This window comes from Streptococcus sp. 27098_8_22 (genome assembly GCF_041432415.1).
Lineage (GTDB): Bacteria > Bacillota > Bacilli > Lactobacillales > Streptococcaceae > Streptococcus > Streptococcus pseudopneumoniae_M.
In genome coordinates this window covers 72,906-92,639 of record NZ_JAPVZP010000003.1, presented here as the reverse complement: position 1 = coordinate 92,639, position 19,734 = coordinate 72,906, and the positions used below count along the sequence as shown (strand labels likewise).

At 41.9% G+C, this 19,734-nt stretch carries 16 protein-coding genes and 1 riboswitch; of the genes, 10 read left to right on the top strand and 6 right to left on the bottom strand.

The annotated features are described in order from the left end of the window. Positions 1–90: 90 nt before the first annotated feature. Complete coding sequence (locus O3633_RS05585; protein WP_371620681.1) at positions 91–297, top strand: hypothetical protein; 207 nt, start codon at positions 91–93, stop codon at positions 295–297. Between the two features lie 108 nt (positions 298–405). Here O3633_RS05585 and O3633_RS05580 read toward each other — a convergent pair whose 3' ends face one another. Next, entirely contained in the window at positions 406–1,254 is an 849-nt protein-coding gene (locus O3633_RS05580; protein WP_371620680.1) for a putative RNA methyltransferase, read from the bottom strand. A gap of 151 nt (positions 1,255–1,405) precedes the next feature. Here O3633_RS05580 and O3633_RS05575 point away from each other — a divergent pair, with 151 nt between their 5' ends. Together O3633_RS05575 and O3633_RS05570 are read left to right on the top strand one after the other, a co-directional pair. Further along, positions 1,406–1,684, top strand: coding sequence for a DUF6110 family protein (locus tag O3633_RS05575; RefSeq protein ID WP_371620679.1), 279 nt, complete (start codon positions 1,406–1,408; stop codon positions 1,682–1,684). A 1-nt stretch (position 1,685) separates the two neighbouring features. Next, on the top strand, positions 1,686–3,746 hold the full coding sequence (locus O3633_RS05570; RefSeq protein WP_009729486.1) for a heavy metal translocating P-type ATPase: 2,061 nt from the start codon (positions 1,686–1,688) through the stop codon (positions 3,744–3,746). A gap of 77 nt (positions 3,747–3,823) precedes the next feature. Here the strand turns inward: O3633_RS05570 and tyrS are convergent, their stop codons facing one another. Further along, entirely contained in the window at positions 3,824–5,080 is a 1,257-nt protein-coding gene (tyrS, locus tag O3633_RS05565; RefSeq protein WP_371620678.1) for a tyrosine--tRNA ligase, read from the bottom strand. A 183-nt stretch (positions 5,081–5,263) separates the two neighbouring features. Here tyrS and mutL point away from each other — a divergent pair, with 183 nt between their 5' ends. From mutL to O3633_RS05545, 4 genes are all read left to right on the top strand, one after another. Continuing rightward, positions 5,264–7,213: a DNA mismatch repair endonuclease MutL gene (gene mutL, locus O3633_RS05560; RefSeq protein WP_371620677.1), complete on the top strand. Its 1,950-nt coding sequence runs from the start codon at positions 5,264–5,266 to the stop codon at positions 7,211–7,213. 120 nt (positions 7,214–7,333) lie between these two features. After that, positions 7,334–7,927 (top strand): Holliday junction branch migration protein RuvA, encoded by a 594-nt coding sequence (gene ruvA / locus O3633_RS05555; RefSeq protein WP_371620676.1) that lies wholly within the window; start codon positions 7,334–7,336, stop codon positions 7,925–7,927. Between the two features lie 9 nt (positions 7,928–7,936). After that, positions 7,937–8,497, top strand: coding sequence for a DNA-3-methyladenine glycosylase I (locus tag O3633_RS05550; RefSeq protein WP_371620675.1), 561 nt, complete (start codon positions 7,937–7,939; stop codon positions 8,495–8,497). Beyond that, a complete protein-coding gene (locus tag O3633_RS05545) occupies positions 8,498–9,181 on the top strand; it encodes a CPBP family intramembrane glutamic endopeptidase (protein ID WP_371620674.1) in 684 nt (227 codons plus the stop codon). Between the two features lie 44 nt (positions 9,182–9,225). Here O3633_RS05545 and O3633_RS05540 read toward each other — a convergent pair whose 3' ends face one another. From O3633_RS05540 to O3633_RS05525, 4 genes are all read right to left on the bottom strand, one after another. Beyond that, positions 9,226–10,263, bottom strand: coding sequence for a S66 family peptidase (locus O3633_RS05540; RefSeq protein WP_371620673.1), 1,038 nt, complete (start codon positions 10,261–10,263; stop codon positions 9,226–9,228). Positions 10,264–10,413: 150 nt separating this feature from the next. After that, positions 10,414–10,677, bottom strand: a complete 264-nt coding sequence (locus tag O3633_RS05535; RefSeq protein WP_000166358.1) for a SemiSWEET family transporter — start codon at positions 10,675–10,677, stop codon at positions 10,414–10,416. 202 nt (positions 10,678–10,879) lie between these two features. Continuing rightward, entirely contained in the window at positions 10,880–11,554 is a 675-nt protein-coding gene (locus O3633_RS05530; RefSeq protein WP_371620672.1) for a DUF1129 domain-containing protein, read from the bottom strand. A 12-nt stretch (positions 11,555–11,566) separates the two neighbouring features. Beyond that, complete coding sequence (locus tag O3633_RS05525; protein WP_006149653.1) at positions 11,567–12,511, bottom strand: magnesium transporter CorA family protein; 945 nt, start codon at positions 12,509–12,511, stop codon at positions 11,567–11,569. A gap of 142 nt (positions 12,512–12,653) precedes the next feature. Here O3633_RS05525 and uvrA point away from each other — a divergent pair, with 142 nt between their 5' ends. From uvrA to mgtA, 3 genes are all read left to right on the top strand, one after another. After that, complete coding sequence (gene uvrA / locus O3633_RS05520) at positions 12,654–15,485, top strand: excinuclease ABC subunit UvrA (RefSeq protein ID WP_371620671.1); 2,832 nt, start codon at positions 12,654–12,656, stop codon at positions 15,483–15,485. Further along, positions 15,478–16,539, top strand: coding sequence for a M24 family metallopeptidase (locus O3633_RS05515; protein WP_371620670.1), 1,062 nt, complete (start codon positions 15,478–15,480; stop codon positions 16,537–16,539). Before uvrA ends, O3633_RS05515 begins: the two co-directional genes overlap by 8 nt. A gap of 53 nt (positions 16,540–16,592) precedes the next feature. Further along, positions 16,593–16,746, top strand: a riboswitch (M-box (ykoK) riboswitch). Positions 16,747–17,043: 297 nt separating this feature from the next. Continuing rightward, positions 17,044–19,704 carry a magnesium-translocating P-type ATPase gene (mgtA, locus tag O3633_RS05510; RefSeq protein WP_371620669.1) on the top strand — a complete coding sequence of 887 codons (2,661 nt, stop codon included), beginning with the start codon at positions 17,044–17,046 and terminating at the stop codon, positions 19,702–19,704. Positions 19,705–19,734: the final 30 nt, after the last annotated feature.

Sequence of the window (19,734 nt, the reverse complement as noted above, 5' to 3'; positions counted from 1 at the left end):
AAGGTTCTTCTTAGTTGTCACCTCAAATTTCTTGTATTCGTTTACAAACGGTATTATAATAGTATTGTAGTAAAGAAAGAGGGTGTTCTTATGTGGAAAAAATATTTTTCAAAATATAAATGGACTGATTTATTTTGGATTCTTTTTGTAATTTGGGCATGCCTTTATACAGGTAATAGTAGTTCCTTTCCACTGACTCATCAAGAAATCTCTTTTCATGGATGTTGTTATGGGGCATCACTTGCCTTATATCACTTACTATTTATTGATAAATTTGTCATTTCGAATCGAAAATAAATGGAGAGGTCATAATTTTTTATACTTTTCGGAAAGACAGTGAAAAATCGCGATTTAAACCCGTATCTCGAGAAGGGGTACGGGTTTTGTAGTATCTCAAAAATTTATTTACAGTGCTTTTCCGACCAGAATCTCTGCTTCGATAGTAATCTCTGTCAGTTGGCTCCAGTCAATCTTGGTCTGGTCAACATGAAAGAGAAGGGGCGTCATGGCAAGCAAAGCTTGGCGTTGCTCAGCCGTGATAGGTTTGGTCAGAGAGGCCGTTTGGCTAGATTGAATGCTGAAATGTTCCTGGAAATGTTCTTTGATATCTTGGTTGGAATAGTCCTTCTTTGTCAGCTGATCTTGCACCATTTGGCGGATTTCTTTGAGGTGATTTTCAGTCGGGATGACCTTAATCAAGATGCCGTCTTTTGATAATACTCTTTGAAATTCTCCGTAGTTGGCAGGCGAGAAGATATCGAGCAGGATATCCATACTAGCGTCTTTTATAGGAAGACGAGCTAGGTCACCAACAAACCAATTGACTGCCCAGTTGGGTTCACTCTTAGCAGCGATTTGGACGGAATCTTTAGAAATATCAAAGGAATAGAAGATTTTGTCAGAGTGACTTTCTTGGAGTTTTCGAGAGTAGAATCCCTCGCCACAGCCGATATCTAAAATTGTTTGGTTAGTTTTAGAATTTGTAAGCAGGTCTGAGATGGTTTCTAAAATAGTTTGATAAAAACCAGCTTCTAGGATTTGTTGACGGTTTTGAAAATTTTCCTTGTCATAGTTGGTGGATTGTTTGATTTGCGGTGCCAGATTGACATAGCCGAATTTTGCCAGATCAAAAGAATGGCGGTTGCTACACTTAAGGCTAGACTCTACCAAGGTGAGATCTTCTTGGCAGATGGGGCAGGAAAAGGAACTAGCAGTAGCAAAACGTTGAAGTTTTGGTTTGAGGTTTGTATTCATAGTTTAAGTGTATCAAAAGAGGCAAATGAAAGCAACCTTAGGAATAAGTAGATGGGAGATTCAGTAGAAATAAAATTAATTCTCCAATTTATAGAATGAAATTGCTTTTATATCTAAATTGCTATATAATAATGATAAGGAGGAAATAAGTATGTTAAAAGAAGTATTAAGCGTCGCAAAAATTGCGAAAAAATCATCACTCTTTTTGGGTGGTGTAGCATTTGGCACTCTTGGTTTGAAAATCTTAGCAAGTAAGGAAGCTAAAAAAGGTTATTCTAAAGCTTTGGCTAAAGCTTACAAATTGAAAGATGAATTGGATGCATCTGTTTCCATTGTAAAACAACATGGAGACGATGTCTTGCAAGATGCTAAATATTTGTATGAGCAAGAGAAAAAAGAAGAGCAATTAGATAGCCTGATAGGGGAATAATATGTCTTTTAAAGTGCTACATAGAGGATACCAACATATCCGACTATCATCTTCTTTTTCACTCACCTTGGATATTCAAGACTATCTTCGTTCCTTGGCGAGAGATGAAAAGGGAATTGAGTCTATCCAGTTTTACATGGATCAACAGCACTTTACTCTACGTATAAAAGAAGGCTTTTCTGTATTAGATAATGCAGAAGCCTTTTTAAAAAGAATTGATAGAGGGAAAGTTTCTGAGTTGATGACTCTTCCCATTCGTAGAGAAGATAGTGCCTATTCTATTGTTTCAGGTGCAGCGATTAAGCGTGTGCTTTTTCGTAGTCTTGTACCGTCTCCTATTCGCTATATATGGACTTGTTATCAGGCTCTGGGGTATGTCAAAGAAGCTTATCAGACCCTAGCGCGTAAGGAACTAACGATGGAGGTTTTGGACTGTTCGGCGATTTTATTGTCCTTGTTCATGAATCAATCCAAGACTGCTAGCAACATCATGTTTATGCTTGATTTGGGGAATCATTTAGATCAGTGGTCCTTGAAAAAAACTGCAACAGATTTAGAACAGAGTCTTCTTGCAAAAGAGAGCGATGTATTCCTAGTACAGGGCGATACGGTTGTTAGTATCAAGAGTTCCGATGTTCAAATAGGAGATGTTTTGGTCTTATCTCAAGGAAATGAAATTCTGTTTGATGGACAAGTAGTTTCAGGTTTAGGTATGGTCAACGAAAGTTCCTTGACGGGAGAGAGTTTTCCAGTTGAAAAAAGAGAGTCTGATTTGGTTTGTGCAAATACAGTATTAGAAACTGGAGAGTTACGCATTCGTGTAACCGATAATCAGATGAACAGCCGGGTTTTACAACTGATTGAGTTGATGAAGAAATCTGAAGAAAACAAGAAAACGAAACAACGCTATTTCATCAAAATGGCGGACAAGGTCGTCAAATATAATTTCTTGGGGGCTGGACTGACTTACCTATTGACAGGTTCTTTTTCTAAGGCTATTTCTTTCCTATTGGTCGATTTCTCCTGCGCTTTGAAAATCTCTACTCCTGTAGCTTATTTGACAGCTATCAAGGAGGGGTTGAACCGTGAAATGGTGATTAAGGATGGAGATGTTTTGGAGAAATATCTGGAAGTTGATACTTTCTTGTTTGATAAGACGGGAACAATCACAACTAGCTATCCGATAGTTGAAAAGGTGTTACCTTTTGGAGACTATAGTGAGGAAGATATTCTCAGAATCAGTGCCTGTCTTGAGGAACACATTTATCATCCTATTGCTAATGCCATCGTCAAGCAAGCTGAGATAGAGGGGATTGAACATGAGGAAATGCATGGGAAACTCCAATATATCGCAAGCAAGGGGATCAAATCTCATATAGATGGCCAACCAGTTCTTATTGGGAATTATGTCTTGATGCAGGATGAGCAGATTCATATCAGTTCAGAACAAAATGCTTTAATTGAAGAGTACAAGAGTCACTACAATCTCTTATTCTTGGCTTATCAGAATGAATTGATTGGAATGTTCTGCATTCATACTCCTTTGAGAAAAGAAGCAAAAACAGCCTTGGATAAACTTAAGGCACAGGGGAAAAAATTGATTCTGGCAACAGGGGACACCTTGGTTAGGACAGAGGAATTAGTCAAAGATTTGCCCTTTGATCAGGTATATACAGACTTGAAACCTGATGGGAAATTTGAGTTAGTAGAGGAACTGCAGAAAGCAGGTCACACTATTTTGATGGTTGGAGATGGATTGAATGACTCAGCGGCTCTAACCCTATCAGATATCGGTGTGGTGATGAATGAGAGTGCAGATATTTCTAAGCAGATGAGTGATATCTTATTGTTAGATAATCGTTTGGATTTCTTCCAAGAGTTGGATTCGCTATCATCATCTTTGCAAACACTCATTAAGAAGAATATTCAAGATACCGTTGTCGTAAATAGTAGTTTGATTGGCTTTGGCTTGTTTAACTGGCTCAGTCCTTCAAATCTCTCTATCTTACATAATCTAACAACCTTACGCATTGTACTGCGTAGCCTGTCTATTAAGGGATAGGTGGGGACTATTCACAGCAAAAAGGAGTTACCTTTCTCGAGGTTAACTCCTTTGTTTATAGGTAAATGTTGAACAATTTAGTAAGTCAATACAAAGTATTTTTTCTTCCCACGACGGATAACAGTCAGTTCGTTCTCTAACTTATCTGCATCGCTCAAGACATAGTCAAGGTCTTGAATACGATTACCGTTGACGTAGATAGCTCCATTTTGAACATCTTCGCGGGCTTGGCGTTTTGAGTTAACCACACCAGAAGATACGAGAAGTTCTACGATATTGTGATTTTCGTCTGCTTGTACTTGGTAGTTTGGCACACCACGAAGTCCTTGTTTGAGTTCTTTGACAGAAAGGTTTTTGATATTTCCTGCAAAGAGTTGCTCAGTGATGTTGAGGGCTTCTTTGTAAGCTTCTTCTCCGTGTACAAGTGTCACGACTTCACGAGCCAAGACCTTTTGTGCCAAGCGTTCGTGTGGTGCAGCTTCAAACTGTTTGCGGATGTCTTCAATCTCATCTAGTGACAAGAAGGTAAAGATCTTCAAGAAACGAACAGCGTCAGCGTCCATGACGTTCATCCAGAATTGGTACATTTCGTATGGAGAAGTCTTTTCAGGGTTGAGCCAAACAGCATTCCCTTCAGATTTACCAAATTTCTTACCAGTCGCGTCTGTGATGAGTGGAACAGTGATAACGTGACCAGTTTTATCAGCCTTACGACGAAGCAATTCTGTCCCAGCTGTCATATTTCCCCACTGGTCAGAACCACCGATTTGTAGCGTTACGTTATAGTCTTGGTTTAGGACAAAGAAGTCGTAACCTTGCATGATTTGGTAGGCAAACTCAGTGTAAGAAATCCCTGTTTCGATCCGTTTCTTCACAGACTCCTTACTCATCATGTAGTTGACAGTGAAGTATTTTCCGATATCACGTAGGAAGTCAATGAAGCTGATGCTGCCAAACCAGTCGTAGTTGTTGACCATGACAGCCTTGTTTTCGCCATTTTCAAAATCAAGAAAGCGAGAAAGTTGTCCTTGGATAGACTTGACCCAGCCATCTACTGTGTCTTTTGTTTGGAGACTACGTTCAGCATCTTTGAAGGACGGATCTCCGATGAGACCTGTAGCACCGCCAACGAGCGCATAAGGTTTGTGACCTGCTAGTTGCAAGCGACGACTTGTCAAGATTGCGACAAGGTGGCCTAGGTGAAGGCTGTCAGCAGTTGGATCGTAGCCAGTATAATAAGAAACTTGACCTTCTTCTAGGGCTTTACGCAAAGCTTCTTCATCAGTCGTTTGAAAAATCAAACCACGCTCTTTTAGCTCATCAAAAATGTGCATGTGTCTTTTCTCCTTTTTAAAATATTGTTTCTACCTATTTTACCACAAACTTGGCAAATAACCTAGTAAAATCGGGAAGAAAGTTGCTACTTGGACTTTTTTGGAAACGAGTGAAATATGGTATAATAGCACTAGCTTATTTTCAGAGAAATAGATAAAAATCGTTGAGAAAGGGGCTGAAAGATGTCTCATATTATTGAATTGCCAGAAGTCTTGGCCAACCAGATCGCGGCAGGAGAAGTGATCGAACGTCCTGCCAGCGTAGTTAAAGAGTTGGTTGAAAATGCTATCGATGCTGGCTCAAGCCAGATTATCGTTGAGATCGAAGAAGCTGGTCTTAAGAAAATCCAAATCACCGATAACGGGCACGGGATTGCCCACGATGAAGTCGAGTTGGCTCTCCGCCGTCATGCGACTAGTAAGATTAAGAATCAAGCGGATCTCTTTCGGATTCGGACCCTCGGTTTTCGTGGTGAAGCCCTGCCTTCTATCGCTTCTGTTAGTGTACTGACTCTTTTGACAGCAGTGGATGGAGCAAGTCACGGGACCAAGCTAGTGGCTCGTGGGGGAGAAGTAGAAGAAGTTGTGCCTGCGACCAGTCCTGTTGGGACCAAGGTTTGTGTGGAGGATCTCTTTTTCAACACACCAGCCCGTCTCAAGTATATGAAGAGCCAGCAGGCAGAGTTGTCTCATATCATCGATATCGTTAACCGTCTAGGCTTGGCCCATCCGGAGATTTCCTTTAGCCTGATTAGTGATGGTAAGGAAATGACACGGACAGCTGGTACGGGTCAACTGCGCCAAGCCATTGCTGGAATCTATGGTTTAGCCAGTGCCAAAAAAATGGTTGAGATTGAGAATTCGGACCTAGACTTTGAGATTTCAGGTTTTGTCTCATTGCCTGAATTGACACGGGCTAATCGTAACTACATCAGTCTCTTTATCAATGGCCGTTATATCAAAAACTTCCTGCTCAATCGAGCTATTTTAGATGGTTACGGCAGCAAGCTCATGGTGGGGCGTTTTCCACTAGCCGTTATTCACATTCATATCGATCCTTATCTGGCGGATGTCAATGTGCATCCAACCAAGCAAGAAGTGCGAATTTCTAAGGAAAGAGAACTGATGGCGCTGGTTTCAGAAGCTATCGCAAAGAGCCTCAAAGAGCAGACCTTGATTCCAGACGCCCTGGAAAATCTTGCCAAGTCTACCGTTCGCAATCGTGAAAAAGTAGAGCAAACCATTCTCCCACTCAAAGAAAATACGCTCTACTATGAAAACCCGGAGCTGACTAGATCGACTCAAGCTGAGGTAGCAGATCATCAGGTAAACTTGACTGAAGAGAAACAGGATTTGAGTCTCTTCGCCAAGGAAACATTGGATCAGTTGACCAAGCCAGCTAAACTGCATTTTGCAGAGAGAAAATCGGTCAGCTACGACCAACTAGATCATCCAGAGTTAGATATGGCTAGTTTGGATAAGGCTTATGATAAGCTAGAGCGAGAAGAGTCTTCGAGCTTCCCAGAGTTGGAATTTTTCGGTCAGATGCACGGCACCTATCTCTTTGCCCAAGGTCGAGATGGGCTTTACATCATAGACCAGCATGCGGCCCAGGAGCGGGTTAAGTATGAAGAATACCGCGAGAGCATTGGCAATGTTGACCAGAGCCAGCAGCAACTCCTAGTGCCCTACATCTTTGAATTCCCAGCGGATGATGCCCTTCGTCTCAAGGAAAGAATGCCTCTCTTAGAGGAAGTCGGCGTCTTTCTAGCAGAGTACGGGGAGAACCAATTCATCCTTCGGGAACATCCTATTTGGATGGCAGAAGAGGAAATCGAGTCAGGTATCTATGAGATGTGTGATATGCTCCTCTTGACCAAGGAAGTTTCTATCAAGAAATACCGAGCAGAGCTGGCTATTATGATGTCCTGCAAACGTTCAATCAAAGCCAATCATCGAATCGATGACCACTCAGCTAGACAGCTTCTATACCAACTCTCTCAATGCGACAACCCCTATAATTGTCCACACGGACGCCCTGTTTTGGTCCACTTTACCAAGTCAGATATGGAAAAGATGTTCCGTCGCATTCAGGAAAATCACACGAGTCTACGAGAACTAGGAAAATACTAATACTCTTCGAAAATCTCTTTAAACTGCGTCAGCCTTACCTTGCCTAACTCAAGTTATGCCTACGGTTAGCTTCCTAGTTTACTCTTTGATTTTCATTGAGTATAAATTGAAGGGAAAATTATGTACGAATATCTAAAAGGTATCATTACCAAAATTACTGCTAAATACATCGTTCTAGAAGCAAACGGCATCGGCTACATCCTACACGTAGCCAACCCTTATGCCTACTCAGGACGAGTCAATCAAGAAGCACAAATCTATGTCCATCAAGTTATTCGCGAAGACGCTCATCTACTTTACGGTTTCCGTTCAGAAGATGAGAAGAAGCTCTTTCTCAGCTTGATTTCGGTGTCGGGCATTGGTCCAGTATCAGCTCTGGCTATCATTGCAGCTGATGACAATGCAGGTCTCGTTCAAGCCATCGAGACCAAGAACATTACCTACTTGACTAAATTCCCTAAAATTGGGAAGAAAACAGCCCAACAGATGGTCTTGGATCTAGAAGGTAAGGTGGTTGTGGACGGTGACGGCCTCCCTGCTAAGGCTGCAGTTCCATCTAGCAACGACAACAAAGAATTGGAAGAAGCCATGGAGGCCATGTTGGCACTGGGCTACAAGGCGACCGAGCTTAAGAAGATCAAGAAATTCTTTGAAGGAACTTCTGATACAGCTGAAAACTACATTAAATCTGCCCTTAAGATGTTGGTGAAATAGGAGATTTCTATGCCCAAACGCTGTGGCTGGGTTAAAATGAACAACCCTCTATATGTAGCCTACCACGATGAGGAATGGGGCCAGGCCCTCCATGATGACCGAGCGCTTTTTGAGTTGCTCTGTATGGAGACTTATCAGGCAGGTCTTTCTTGGGAAACGGTGCTCAATAAACGGCAGGCTTTCCGTGAAGCTTTTCATGGGTATCAAGTTCAAGCTGTTGCAAAGATGACCGATTCTGAATTGGAAGCTTTGATGGATAATCCAGCTATCATCCGAAATCGAGCTAAGATTTTTGCGACGCGGGCCAACGCTCAGGCTTTTCTACAAGTTCAGGCAGAATTTGGAACTTTTGATGCTTATCTTTGGTCTTTTGGCGGTGGGAAGACGATTGTGAATGATGTACCTGACTACAGCCAGGTGCCTGACAAAACAGCTCTATCTGAGAAATTATCCAAAGATCTCAAAAAACGAGGCTTTAAGTTCACTGGGCCAGTTGCTGTCTTATCTTTTCTACAGGCTGCAGGTCTGGTTGATGACCATGAGAATGATTGTGAATGGAAAGGAAATTAAATGATGTCTAACAAAAATAAGGGAATTCTGATTTTTGCAATTCTCTATACAGTTCTCTTTGTGTTTGATGGTGCTAAATTGCTGTCTTATTTGATGCCATCTGCCATTGCGAATTATCTAAAATATCTAGTCTATGTAGTATTAGCTCTATATGGCTCTTTCTTGTGCAAGGATAGATTGATCCAACAATGGAAGGAGATTAGAAAGACGAAAAGAAAATTCTTCTTTGGCGTTTTAAAAGGCTGGCTCTTTCTCATTCTGATGACTGTTATCTTTGAATTTGTATCAGAGATGTTGAGGCAGTTTTTGGGACTAGACGGACAAAGTCTAAATCAGTCGAATCTTCAAAGCACCTTTCAAGACCAACCTCTACTGATAGCAGTTTTCGCCTGCATCATTGGACCTTTGATGGAAGAACTCTTATTTCGTCAAATTCTATTGAGATATTTGAGAAAAAGTCTGCCAACTTGGCTGAGTATCTTCATAGTCGGCCTTGCTTTTGCCTTAATCCATATGCACAGTTTGTCTTTGTCAGAGTGGGTCGGTGCAGTCGGATACCTAGGTGGGGGCCTTGCCTTTTCTATCATTTATGTGAAAGAAAAGGAGAATGTCTACTATCCCCTACTTGTTCACATGTTAGGCAATAGCCTCTCCTTTATTATTTTAGCTATCGGTAGTATGTGATGAAAATGCTAGTAACGATACTGAAAAAAGCTGAGAAATTCATCTCAGCTTTCTTTGTTATAGTCAAAGCGAATGACTTGCTTCTTTGCATCTACATGGGCGTGGACTCCAAAGGGAACAATGGCTCTTGGCGTTGCGTGGCCGACATTTAGATTATAGACAATCGGGATATTGCTGTCAATGATGTCCAGTAGTGCTTCCTTATAGTCGTCATAAAAGGTTTCATCCATTGGCTTTCCGACCAAGAGTCCACTGATAACCTCGAATAGACCAGTGTCCTTCAAAGTCCGCAACATCTTTTTGAAGTCTTCTGGCTTAGGCTTTTCTTCGCTGGTTTCTAGCAAGAGGATTTTTCCTTCCCAGTCTGACAAGTCAGGGAAAAGTTTGTATTTTTGGCAGAGCTCCGTGCTGTCTGCGTATCGAGAGTTGTCAAAGATATCGTAGAGAGATTCGAGGCAACCACCGAGAATTTCTCCCTCAAACTGAGCATTTCCTTGCAATAAGTCAAAACCTGTATTTACATGACTGATACGAGCTGTTCCCAGGGCCTTTGGACTAAAGTCAATCCGTTCCTCATACCAAACGTCGCTAGGGCGGATTTCTGAGATTTTTCCAGTCTCAATCAATTCTTTAAAGTAGTGGCGGCTATATGGCAACATTTCTTTGTCTAATTCACAAATGTCTGCTAAAAAGGATTGACCATAAAAAGTTTTAACACCTAGTTTATGCAACATGAGATGGTTCATGGTTGTATCCGAGAAACCAAGAAAAATCTTTTGTTTGATAACTTTTTCTAGTTGGTCATTTTCAAAAAGGTAGGGCAACAAACGATAGGTATCATCTCCACCGATGGCGCATAGGATCATGTCGATACTATCATCAGAAAAGGCTTGCATCAAATCCTCCGCACGTGCTTCAGGATGGTCCTTGATAAAGTCTAAGCCTTTTAACGAATGGGGCAAAAAGATAGGATTGAGTCCTAGATCCTTGAGACGTTGAATACCCAAGTCCACTTCGTGTTTGACAAAGTCTTCTCCGATAATACCACTAGACAAACTAACAATACCAATAGTAGAAACCATATCTCATCCTCCTAGAAATAAATTGATGCTATTGTATCACAAAAGATGAGGAGAAACAACAAGAATTAGAATCAGAAAAAGGCTTTTAAATCAAGAAAGTAAGCAAAAAAGCAACCGCTCGATGTGGTTGCTATTATAGTAGTTAATTTCTTATAGAGCAGTAAGGAAGGTCAGTCCGCCAAGGACAACCCCGGCCGAGTTTGGAATGATTAGAATCCAATCTTTCTTAGGCTCTTTTGTCCATCCATAAATGACCCAGATTAAGCAAGAGATTGCTGCTGATAAAGGTTGAAATGGTTGAGCTTTGTTCCCTTGTAAATTGGCAAAAATTTGGGGGATGTAGGCTATAAATACAATAATTCCGATAAAGGCACCAATTGAACCGACAATTTGATTAATTCTCTGTTTAGTCATATATATTTCTCCTTATTATTTTATTAGTATAACAGAAAAACAACTTGGATTCAAGGATAAAACCTCGGGATTCCAAGGGAAGACTTTACATTGAAGTAAATTTAGACAAAATGTCTATTTATGATTTTGACGAATCAATAAATGATTTGGAACTACAAAAAAAGTAGTCTGTCTACAAAACACACTACTTTCATTGTTTATCTTAATATCTAGCAGGTCCTGCACTTGCGCTCTTGATGTTGAAACGTTTTTTGAGGTAGAAACGTAGGGCAAGGAGAGCTCCTCCGATAACCATCAAAACAAGAGGTTGTAGGCTGATGTTGATGGCTTGTGGAAGGAAGTTACTCAAGAAGAGGATGAAGACCCAGGCAAACATGGTTGCTAACATAACCAAAAGTGATTTCCAGAATGGAGGACGTTGGCTACGGTCAGTATCTGGTCCGTAGTAGCGGTAGATGAAGTGGTAGAGAAGGTAGAAGGCAACTCCTCCGAAGGCCCCTACACTGATGAGTGTTACCAACCCGTAAGCCACTGGTTGGTTTGAGAAGAAGCTCATCAAGGCACTAACTACTGCAAACAGTCCTGTAATGAAAAGGGCTGAATCCAACATCATCAATTTTGGATCGTCGTTTTCCTTTGGATGTTCTTTCTCGTATTGCTCTTTTTCGCTAAAGCTGTGAGCCCAGTGAGTTGGTGCTCCGTAGATAGAACGAGCTGTCACTCCCTTTGGTTGTTCTTCAAGGATATGAGGAATGACTTCTTCAAGGATAGCCTTGATTTCAGCGTCGGTTTTTCCATCTTTAAGAAACTGCTGGGTTGCAATGTGGATAAATTCTTGGTTTTTCTTGGTTAATTCTTTTAAATCAATCTGTGACATAATAACTCCTGTTTAGAACCATTTTTTATGGATGAGGTAAAGAGTGAGAGAAACACTCATAGCAAAGGCGATAAAGACGATGAGCCAAAAAGCATGCGGTTCTCCGTTTAAAGGAATTTCATTATCCTTAAAGTTCATTCCGTAGGCTGAGAAAATCATGGTCGGGATGGACATAACGATGGTCACGAGGGCCAAGGTTTTCATGATATTGTTCTGGTTGTTTGAAATGATAGAAGCGAAGGTCTCTGTCATAGAGTGAAGGACGTTTCCATAGATGTCCGCCATCTCGATGGCCTGTTGCGTTTCAATCAAGGTATCTTCCAGTAAGTCTTCATCTTCAAGGTATTTCTTGATATTGCTAGTTGCGCTGGTCAATTTTTTTATCACGCGCTCATTAGTCTTCAGAGAGGCCTTGAAGTAGACGATAGTTTTCTCCAACTCCATGAGTTCAATCAATTCTTCGTTTCGAGTAGATTTATGAAGTTGACTCTCAATTTGCTCACTCTTACGTTCGATTGAACGGAGGGCAGTCAGGTAAATCTCCGCATTGCGGTAGAGGATTTGGAAGATGAAGCGCGACCGCATGAAGGTATAGAAATTCCGAAGCCTACGATTGATAAAGATATCAAGAAGTGGTAAAGGCTCCAAACAGGTAGTGATGATAGCCTCTTCTGTGATGATAATCCCCAAGGGAATAGTCACGTAGTAGGTCTGGTTATTTCTTTCCTCTGTGATTGGGACGTCTACGATGATCAAGGTGTACTCATCTTCGATGGTGATACGAGACATCTCTTCTGCATCGAGCGGTGCACGGAGATCGGCAATATCAATATCAAAGGCCGAGGCGATTTCCATCGATTCGCTTTGAGTAGGATTGACGAGATTGATCCAAGTGCCCGGCTGGAGCGTATCAATCTCTTTAAATTCAGTTGTTGTTGAGAGAAAGACTTGCTTCATATCTCTTATCCTTTCCTAATCTAATCCGTGTTCCAGTGATTTTTGACACCGTACTATTATACTACAAAATCGGCTTTTTTGGTAATAGAATTTCACTTTTTTTGGTATAATGGAAAGCAACAATGGACTAGAAAGAAGTAATATGCAAGATAAGATTGTCATCCATGGGGCACGCGCCCATAATTTAAAAAATATTGATGTGGAAATTCCACGAGACAAGCTAGTTGTGGTGACGGGACTATCTGGATCAGGAAAGTCTAGTTTGGCCTTTGATACCCTTTATGCAGAAGGGCAACGCCGCTACGTTGAAAGTCTGTCAGCCTATGCTCGTCAGTTCTTGGGCAATATGGAAAAGCCAGACGTGGACTCTATCGATGGACTCAGCCCTGCCATTTCCATTGACCAGAAAACGACCAGTAAAAATCCTCGTTCGACGGTTGGGACAACGACGGAAATCAACGATTATCTACGTCTTCTTTATGCACGTGTAGGGACACCCTACTGTATCAATGGACATGGGGCTATCAAGGCTTCGTCTGTCGAACAGATCGTAGACAAGGTTTTGGAATTGCCAGAGCGCCAGCGTCTGCAGATTTTGGCTCCTGTCATTCGTAAGAAAAAGGGTCAGCATAAGACTCTGATTGAAAAGATTCAAAAGGATGGTTACGTCCGTGTCCGTGTCGATGGAGTTGTCTACGACGTGACTGAAGTTCCTGAACTTGAAAGGAATAAACAACACAACATTGACGTGGTGGTAGACCGTATCATCATCAAGGAAGGTATCCGTAGTCGTCTCTTTGATTCCATCGAAGCAGCCCTTCGCATCGCTGAAGGTTATGTGGTTATTGATACTATGGATGATTCGGAGTTACTCTTTTCAGAACATTATGCCTGCCCAGTCTGTGGTTTTACAGTTCCAGAACTAGAACCTCGTCTCTTCTCCTTCAATGCACCGTTTGGTTCTTGTAGTGAGTGTGATGGTTTGGGGATTAAGCTGGAGGTTGATACTGACTTGGTAGTGCCAGATGCCAGCAAAACGCTACGTGAGGGGGCTTTGGCACCTTGGAATCCTATCTCATCTAACTACTATCCAAATATGCTAGAGCAGGCCATGACAGCCTTTGGAGTGGATATGGATAAGCCCTTTGAGGACTTGTCAGAAGAAGATAAGAACTTGATTCTCTACGGCTCGGATGGCAAAGAATTTCATTTCCACTATGAAAATGAATTTGGTGGTGTGCGCGATATTGACATTCCTTTTGAGGGAGTTGTCAATAATATCAAACGTCGTTACCATGAGACTAACAGTGATTACACGCGCACCCAGATGCGTCTCTACATGAATGAGCTGACCTGCGGGACTTGTCACGGCTACCGTCTCAATGACCAGGCCTTGTCTGTCCGTGTGGGTGGTGAGCAAGGACCACATATCGGTGAAATCTCAGACCTGTCTATCGCAGACCACTTGGACTTGGTGAGCCAGCTGACCTTGTCTGAAAATGAAGCGATTATTGCTCGTCCAATTCTCAAGGAAATCAAGGACCGTTTGACCTTCCTTAATAACGTGGGTCTTAACTATCTGACCCTTTCTCGTTCAGCAGGAACATTATCAGGAGGGGAGAGCCAACGTATTCGCTTGGCAACCCAGATTGGTTCTAATCTCTCAGGTGTCCTCTATATCCTAGATGAGCCATCGATTGGTCTTCACCAAAGGGACAACGACCGCCTAATTGCCAGTCTAAAAAAGATGCGTGACTTGGGGAACACCTTGATCGTGGTAGAACATGATGAAGACACCATGCGAGAAGCCGATTATCTGATTGACGTTGGCCCTGGTGCAGGTGTCTTTGGTGGAGAAATTGTTGCTGCAGGAACGCCTAAGCAAGTAGCTCGCAACAGCAAATCCATTACAGGACAGTATCTGTCAGGGAAACGCGCGATTCCAGTGCCGTCAGAACGTCGTGTAGGAAATGGACGCTTTATCAAAGTGACAGGTGCGCGTGAGAACAACTTACAAAACATCACCGCTCGCTTCCCACTCGGGAAATTCATTGCAGTGACAGGTGTATCTGGTTCAGGGAAGTCTACCCTCATTAACAGCATCCTCAAAAAGGCTATTGCACAAAAGCTCAATCGCAATTCAGACAAGCCTGGTAAGTTTAAATCCATTACAGGGATTGAACATATCGACCGTCTGATAGACATTGACCAGAGTCCAATTGGACGAACTCCGAGGTCCAACCCTGCGACCTATACAGGTGTCTTTGATGACATTCGAGACCTCTTTTCTCAGACAAATGAAGCCAAGATTCGTGGCTACAAAAAGGGTCGTTTCAGTTTCAATGTCAAGGGTGGGCGCTGTGAAGCCTGCTCGGGTGATGGGATTATCAAGATTGAGATGCATTTCTTGCCAGATGTTTACGTAGCCTGTGAAGTCTGCCATGGAACTCGTTACAATAGCGAAACCCTGGAAGTTCACTACAAGGAAAAGAATATCTCGCAAGTCTTGGATATGACCGTCAACGATGCGGTGGAATTTTTTAAACACATTCCGAAAATTCAACGCAAACTCCAGACTATCAAAGATGTTGGTCTAGGTTATGTAACCTTGGGACAACCAGCTACGACACTTTCTGGTGGAGAGGCGCAGCGTATGAAGTTGGCAAGTGAACTCCACAAGCGTTCTACAGGCAAGTCCTTCTACATTTTAGATGAACCGACAACAGGTCTCCATACCGAGGATATCGCTCGTCTACTCACCGTTTTGTCCCGCTTTGTCGATGATGGCAATACAGTTCTCGTCATTGAGCACAATCTGGATGTCATCAAAACAGCAGACCATATTATCGACTTAGGACCAGAAGGTGGTGTTGGCGGTGGTACTATTATCGCAACAGGAACTCCAGAAGAAGTAGCTGCTAATGAAGCTAGCTATACAGGACAGTATTTGAAAGGAAAGTTACATCATGAATAAACGTGTGCAAGCATTTCTCGATAAAATGCAAGAAAAAGAATTAGATGGAATCATTATCAACAACCTTAAAAATGTCTACTATTTGACAGGATTTTGGGGTTCAAATGGAACAGTCTTCATCAGTCGTGACCGTCAGGTCTTGGTGACAGATGCTCGCTATATTATTGCTGCCAAGCAAGAAGTTACTGGTTTTGAGATTTTTGCAGAGCGTGACGAGTTGGCTACTATTGCAAAGATTGCGAAAGACATGGGCCTTACTCGTATCGGGTTTGAAGATGAAATCTCGGTTTCTTATTACAACCGCATGCAAGCCGCTTTTGAAGGTTTGGAATTAATTCCTCAGACACAGTTTGTTGAAGCGCTTCGCATGATTAAGGATGAAACAGAGATTGCGACTATTCGCAAGGCATGTTCCATCTCAGACCAAGCTTTCCACGATGCCCTTGAATTTATCAAGCCAGGGAAGACTGAAATTGAAATTGCCAACTTCCTTGATTTCCGTATGCGTGAATTAGGCGCTGCCGGTTTGTCTTTTGATACGATTCTAGCGAGTGGAATCAACTCTTCTAAACCTCATGCCCACCCAATGCACAAGCCAGTAGAACTAGGCGAAGCTATCACTATGGACTTTGGGTGCCTTTACGAGCATTATGTGAGTGATATGACTCGGACCATCTACCTCGGTCATGTCAGTGACGAGCAGGCAGAGATTTACAATACAGTTCTAAAAGCCAATCAAGCATTGATTGACCAAGCTAAGGATGGTTTAGGTTTCCGTGACTTTGATAAGATTCCTCGTGACATTATTGTGGAAGCAGGTTATGGACAATACTTTACACACGGTATCGGACACGGTATCGGGCTTGATATCCACGAAGAACCTTACTTCAGTCAAACTTCCAAAGAAGTTATCAAAACTGGTATGGTCTTGACTGATGAACCGGGTATTTATATTGAAGGTAAATACGGGGTTCGTATCGAAGACGATATCCTGATTACAGATACCGGTTGTGAGTTATTAACCCTTGCTCCAAAAGAATTAATCGTAATCTAAGAAAAATGAGATAAATCGTTGACTTTTACTAGTTAAAGGTTTATACTGAAAGGCGAAAACGGTAGGTGAGGCTACCATAGGGATACGGATGACTACCGCAAAGCAGTGGAGACACTACTCGTTGGTTAACAGTCCTGGTCGCGAAGGTCAAGACTAAGCTCATTACATCGCCCTATGGAGTTAAAGCTTGAACGAAAACAGATAATAAGTTTTTAGTCCTGCCATTTTATGGTAGGATTTTCTGCTGTTTTAGAACAAAGAAAGGAGACAAACGATGCAAATTGACGATCATCCAGAACCGCGCATACACAGCCAATCACTGATTTGTGTCGTTCTACCCTCATAAAGTGATTGGTCCCTGTGTATGATACTCTTCGAAAATCAAATTCAAACCACGTCAACGTCGCCTTGCCGTACTCAAGTACAGCCTGCGGCTAGTTTCCTAGTTTGCTCTTCGATTTTCATTGAGTATGAAATCACCATTCATACAGATAGGAGAAACCAATGAAAACTACAAAAGAAAGACTAGCAGCAGCTATTCAAACTCCATTTAAAGATAGTCTAGCTTTTTACCATACAAGTCTAAAAGGCTTAGACCAAGAACAAGTCGAAGAAAACCGTGACCTGTATGGTGAAAACACCATTACCAAGGGTCAAGAGGATTCCATCTTTAAGAAGATTTATGAGTCCATTATCAATCCTTTCACAATCATTTTGCTTGTGATTGCCTTTATCTCTCTCGTTACAAACGTCTGGCTTGCCAAACCTGGTCAAGAGGATCCAACAACCTCTATCATTATTGTTGTCTTGGTTTTGATTTCAGGAGGTATCCGTTTTGTCCAAGAGTTGCGGAGTGACAAGGCAACAACCAATCTTTCGAAGATGATTATCAACACGGCAACTGTTATTCGTGATGGTCTTGAACAAGAGTTGCCAATCGATGAGTTGGTTGTGGGAGACCTCGTGAAATTGAGTGCTGGAGATATGATCCCAGCAGATGTCATCTTGTTCGAATCCCGCGACTTTTTCGTTCAACAGTCAGGTTTGACTGGAGAAAGTGATGCAGTTGAAAAGCTAGCTTTAAATAAAGCCACTGGTCAAAATGTAGATAGCCTCTTAGAAGCAGAATCCTTGGCCTTTATGGGGACAAACGTTATCTCAGGAAGTGCTACAGCGATGGTCTTAGCAGTTGGGGATGACACCATGATGGGAGCTATTGAACAAACTCTCAACACCTATGATGAGCCAACTTCTTTTGAACGTGAAATGAACAGCATTTCCTGGCTCTTGATCCGCTTGATGCTTGTCATGGTTCCGATTGTGTTTTTCGCAAATGGTTTGACCGATGGTGACTGGCTAGAGGCTGGAGTATTTGCCTTGAGTGTCGGTGTCGGACTGACACCAGAAATGCTTCCGATGATTATTACAGCTAGCTTGGCCAAAGGTTCCATTATCATGGCCAAGGAAAAAGTGGTCATCAAAAAACTCAATGCTATTCAAGACTTAGGAGCGATCGATATCCTATGTACAGATAAAACTGGAACTCTAACGCAAGATGAGATTGTCTTAGAATACCCTTTGGATATCCATGGTGATTTGGATATGGCGGTCTTAAGAAGAGCTTATCTAAATTCACATTTTCAAACAGGTTTGAAAAACTTGATGGACCGTGCCATTATCAGTAGAACTGAAAAAGAAGCCAAAGAACACGCTATCCTACAAAATCTAGATATCAGTTTTCAAAAAATTGACGAGCTTCCATTTGACTTTGAGCGCAGACGTATGAGTGTTATCGTCAAAGATGACAGCAATGTTGTTAGTATGGTGACCAAAGGCGCTTTAGAAGAAATGTTGAACATTTCGACACATGTGGAATATCGTGGAGAAATAATCCCTATTACGGAAGGTATTCGCCAAGAAGTACTGGCAGAAGTTGGTCAATTAAACCGTCAAGGCTTGCGTGTATTAGGTGTTGGTTACAAGTCAGGTCTACGTGAAGACTATGCCTATGCTGTGGATGATGAAAATGATATGATCCTTACGGGTTACCTTGCCTTCTTGGATCCACCAAAACCATCTGCAGCACCCGCTATCCAAGCTTTGCTTGAGCATGGTGTCAGAACAAAAATTTTAACTGGAGATAACGAAAAAGTAACCCAAGCCATCTGTGAAAAGGTTGGATTGGACGTTGAACATATGCTCTTAGGTGCTGACATTGATCAAATGACAGACCAAGAATTGGCAGAAGTGGTTGAAAAAGTAACAGTCTTTGCCAAATTATCTCCTGATCAAAAAGCGCGGATTATTCTACAGTTAAAGAAAAATGGTCACGGTGTTGGTTATATGGGGGACGGTATTAATGATGCTCCATCCATGAAGGTGGCAGATGTCGGTATTTCTGTAGATACAGCAGTCGATATCGCCAAGGAAACAGCGGATGTTATCTTGCTAGACAAGGATCTCATGGTTCTTGAAACTGGTATCGTTGAGGGCCGTAAGGTCTACGCCAACATGACAAAGTACATCAAGATGACCGTTAGTTCAAACTTTGGGAATATCTTCTCACTCCTTGTTGCGAGTATCTTCTTGCCATTTTTACCAATGGCCCCTGTTCATCTCATTGTCCTAAACCTAGTCTATGATTTGTCTTGTGTGGCATTGCCATTTGATAATGTGGATCAAGACTTCCTCAAACAACCCCATACATGGGAAGCAAAATCCATTACGCGATTTATGGTTTGGATGGGACCAATCTCATCTGTCTTTGATATTTTGACCTTTATCTTCCTCTACTTTATCATTGTTCCTTTGGTGACTGGCCATCATTATGTTCATGGGTCAGAATCTGCCCTTCAGTTTATTATCTTGTTCCAAACAGGATGGTTCATCGAATCTATGTGGTCTCAAACCATGGTCATCCATATGCTTCGTACAGCAAAAGTTCCTTTTGTGCAAAGCAGACCAGCTTGGCTTGTGATTTTGATGACACTGGTTGCAGCCTTTTTCGTAACCAGTCTACCTTATGGACCGCTAGTAAATATCCTTCGTCTAGCACCCTTAGGGCTTCCTTACTTCTTATTCTTAATCTGTATTATTTTCTTGTATATGTTTAGCGTCACAGTTATTAAGAAATTTTACATTAAGAAATATAAAGAATGGTTATAGTTCGTATTTTGTCAAGAAAAAAGTTCAAAA

Coding starts and splice junctions, on each gene's coding strand:
- O3633_RS05530 (WP_371620672.1), bottom strand. CDS start 11,554: ATGTCACAGATTGATTTAAAAGAATTAACCAAGAAAAACCAAGAATTT.
- mgtA (WP_371620669.1), top strand. CDS start 17,044: ATGAAAACTACAAAAGAAAGACTAGCAGCAGCTATTCAAACTCCATTT.
- O3633_RS05535 (WP_000166358.1), bottom strand. CDS start 10,677: ATGACTAAACAGAGAATTAATCAAATTGTCGGTTCAATTGGTGCCTTT.
- O3633_RS05540 (WP_371620673.1), bottom strand. CDS start 10,263: ATGGTTTCTACTATTGGTATTGTTAGTTTGTCTAGTGGTATTATCGGA.
- O3633_RS05575 (WP_371620679.1), top strand. CDS start 1,406: ATGTTAAAAGAAGTATTAAGCGTCGCAAAAATTGCGAAAAAATCATCA.
- mutL (WP_371620677.1), top strand. CDS start 5,264: ATGTCTCATATTATTGAATTGCCAGAAGTCTTGGCCAACCAGATCGCG.
- O3633_RS05545 (WP_371620674.1), top strand. CDS start 8,498: ATGATGTCTAACAAAAATAAGGGAATTCTGATTTTTGCAATTCTCTAT.
- O3633_RS05525 (WP_006149653.1), bottom strand. CDS start 12,511: ATGAAGCAAGTCTTTCTCTCAACAACAACTGAATTTAAAGAGATTGAT.
- O3633_RS05570 (WP_009729486.1), top strand. CDS start 1,686: ATGTCTTTTAAAGTGCTACATAGAGGATACCAACATATCCGACTATCA.
- tyrS (WP_371620678.1), bottom strand. CDS start 5,080: ATGCACATTTTTGATGAGCTAAAAGAGCGTGGTTTGATTTTTCAAACG.
- O3633_RS05550 (WP_371620675.1), top strand. CDS start 7,937: ATGCCCAAACGCTGTGGCTGGGTTAAAATGAACAACCCTCTATATGTA.
- O3633_RS05585 (WP_371620681.1), top strand. CDS start 91: ATGTGGAAAAAATATTTTTCAAAATATAAATGGACTGATTTATTTTGG.
- ruvA (WP_371620676.1), top strand. CDS start 7,334: ATGTACGAATATCTAAAAGGTATCATTACCAAAATTACTGCTAAATAC.
- O3633_RS05515 (WP_371620670.1), top strand. CDS start 15,478: ATGAATAAACGTGTGCAAGCATTTCTCGATAAAATGCAAGAAAAAGAA.
- uvrA (WP_371620671.1), top strand. CDS start 12,654: ATGCAAGATAAGATTGTCATCCATGGGGCACGCGCCCATAATTTAAAA.
- O3633_RS05580 (WP_371620680.1), bottom strand. CDS start 1,254: ATGAATACAAACCTCAAACCAAAACTTCAACGTTTTGCTACTGCTAGT.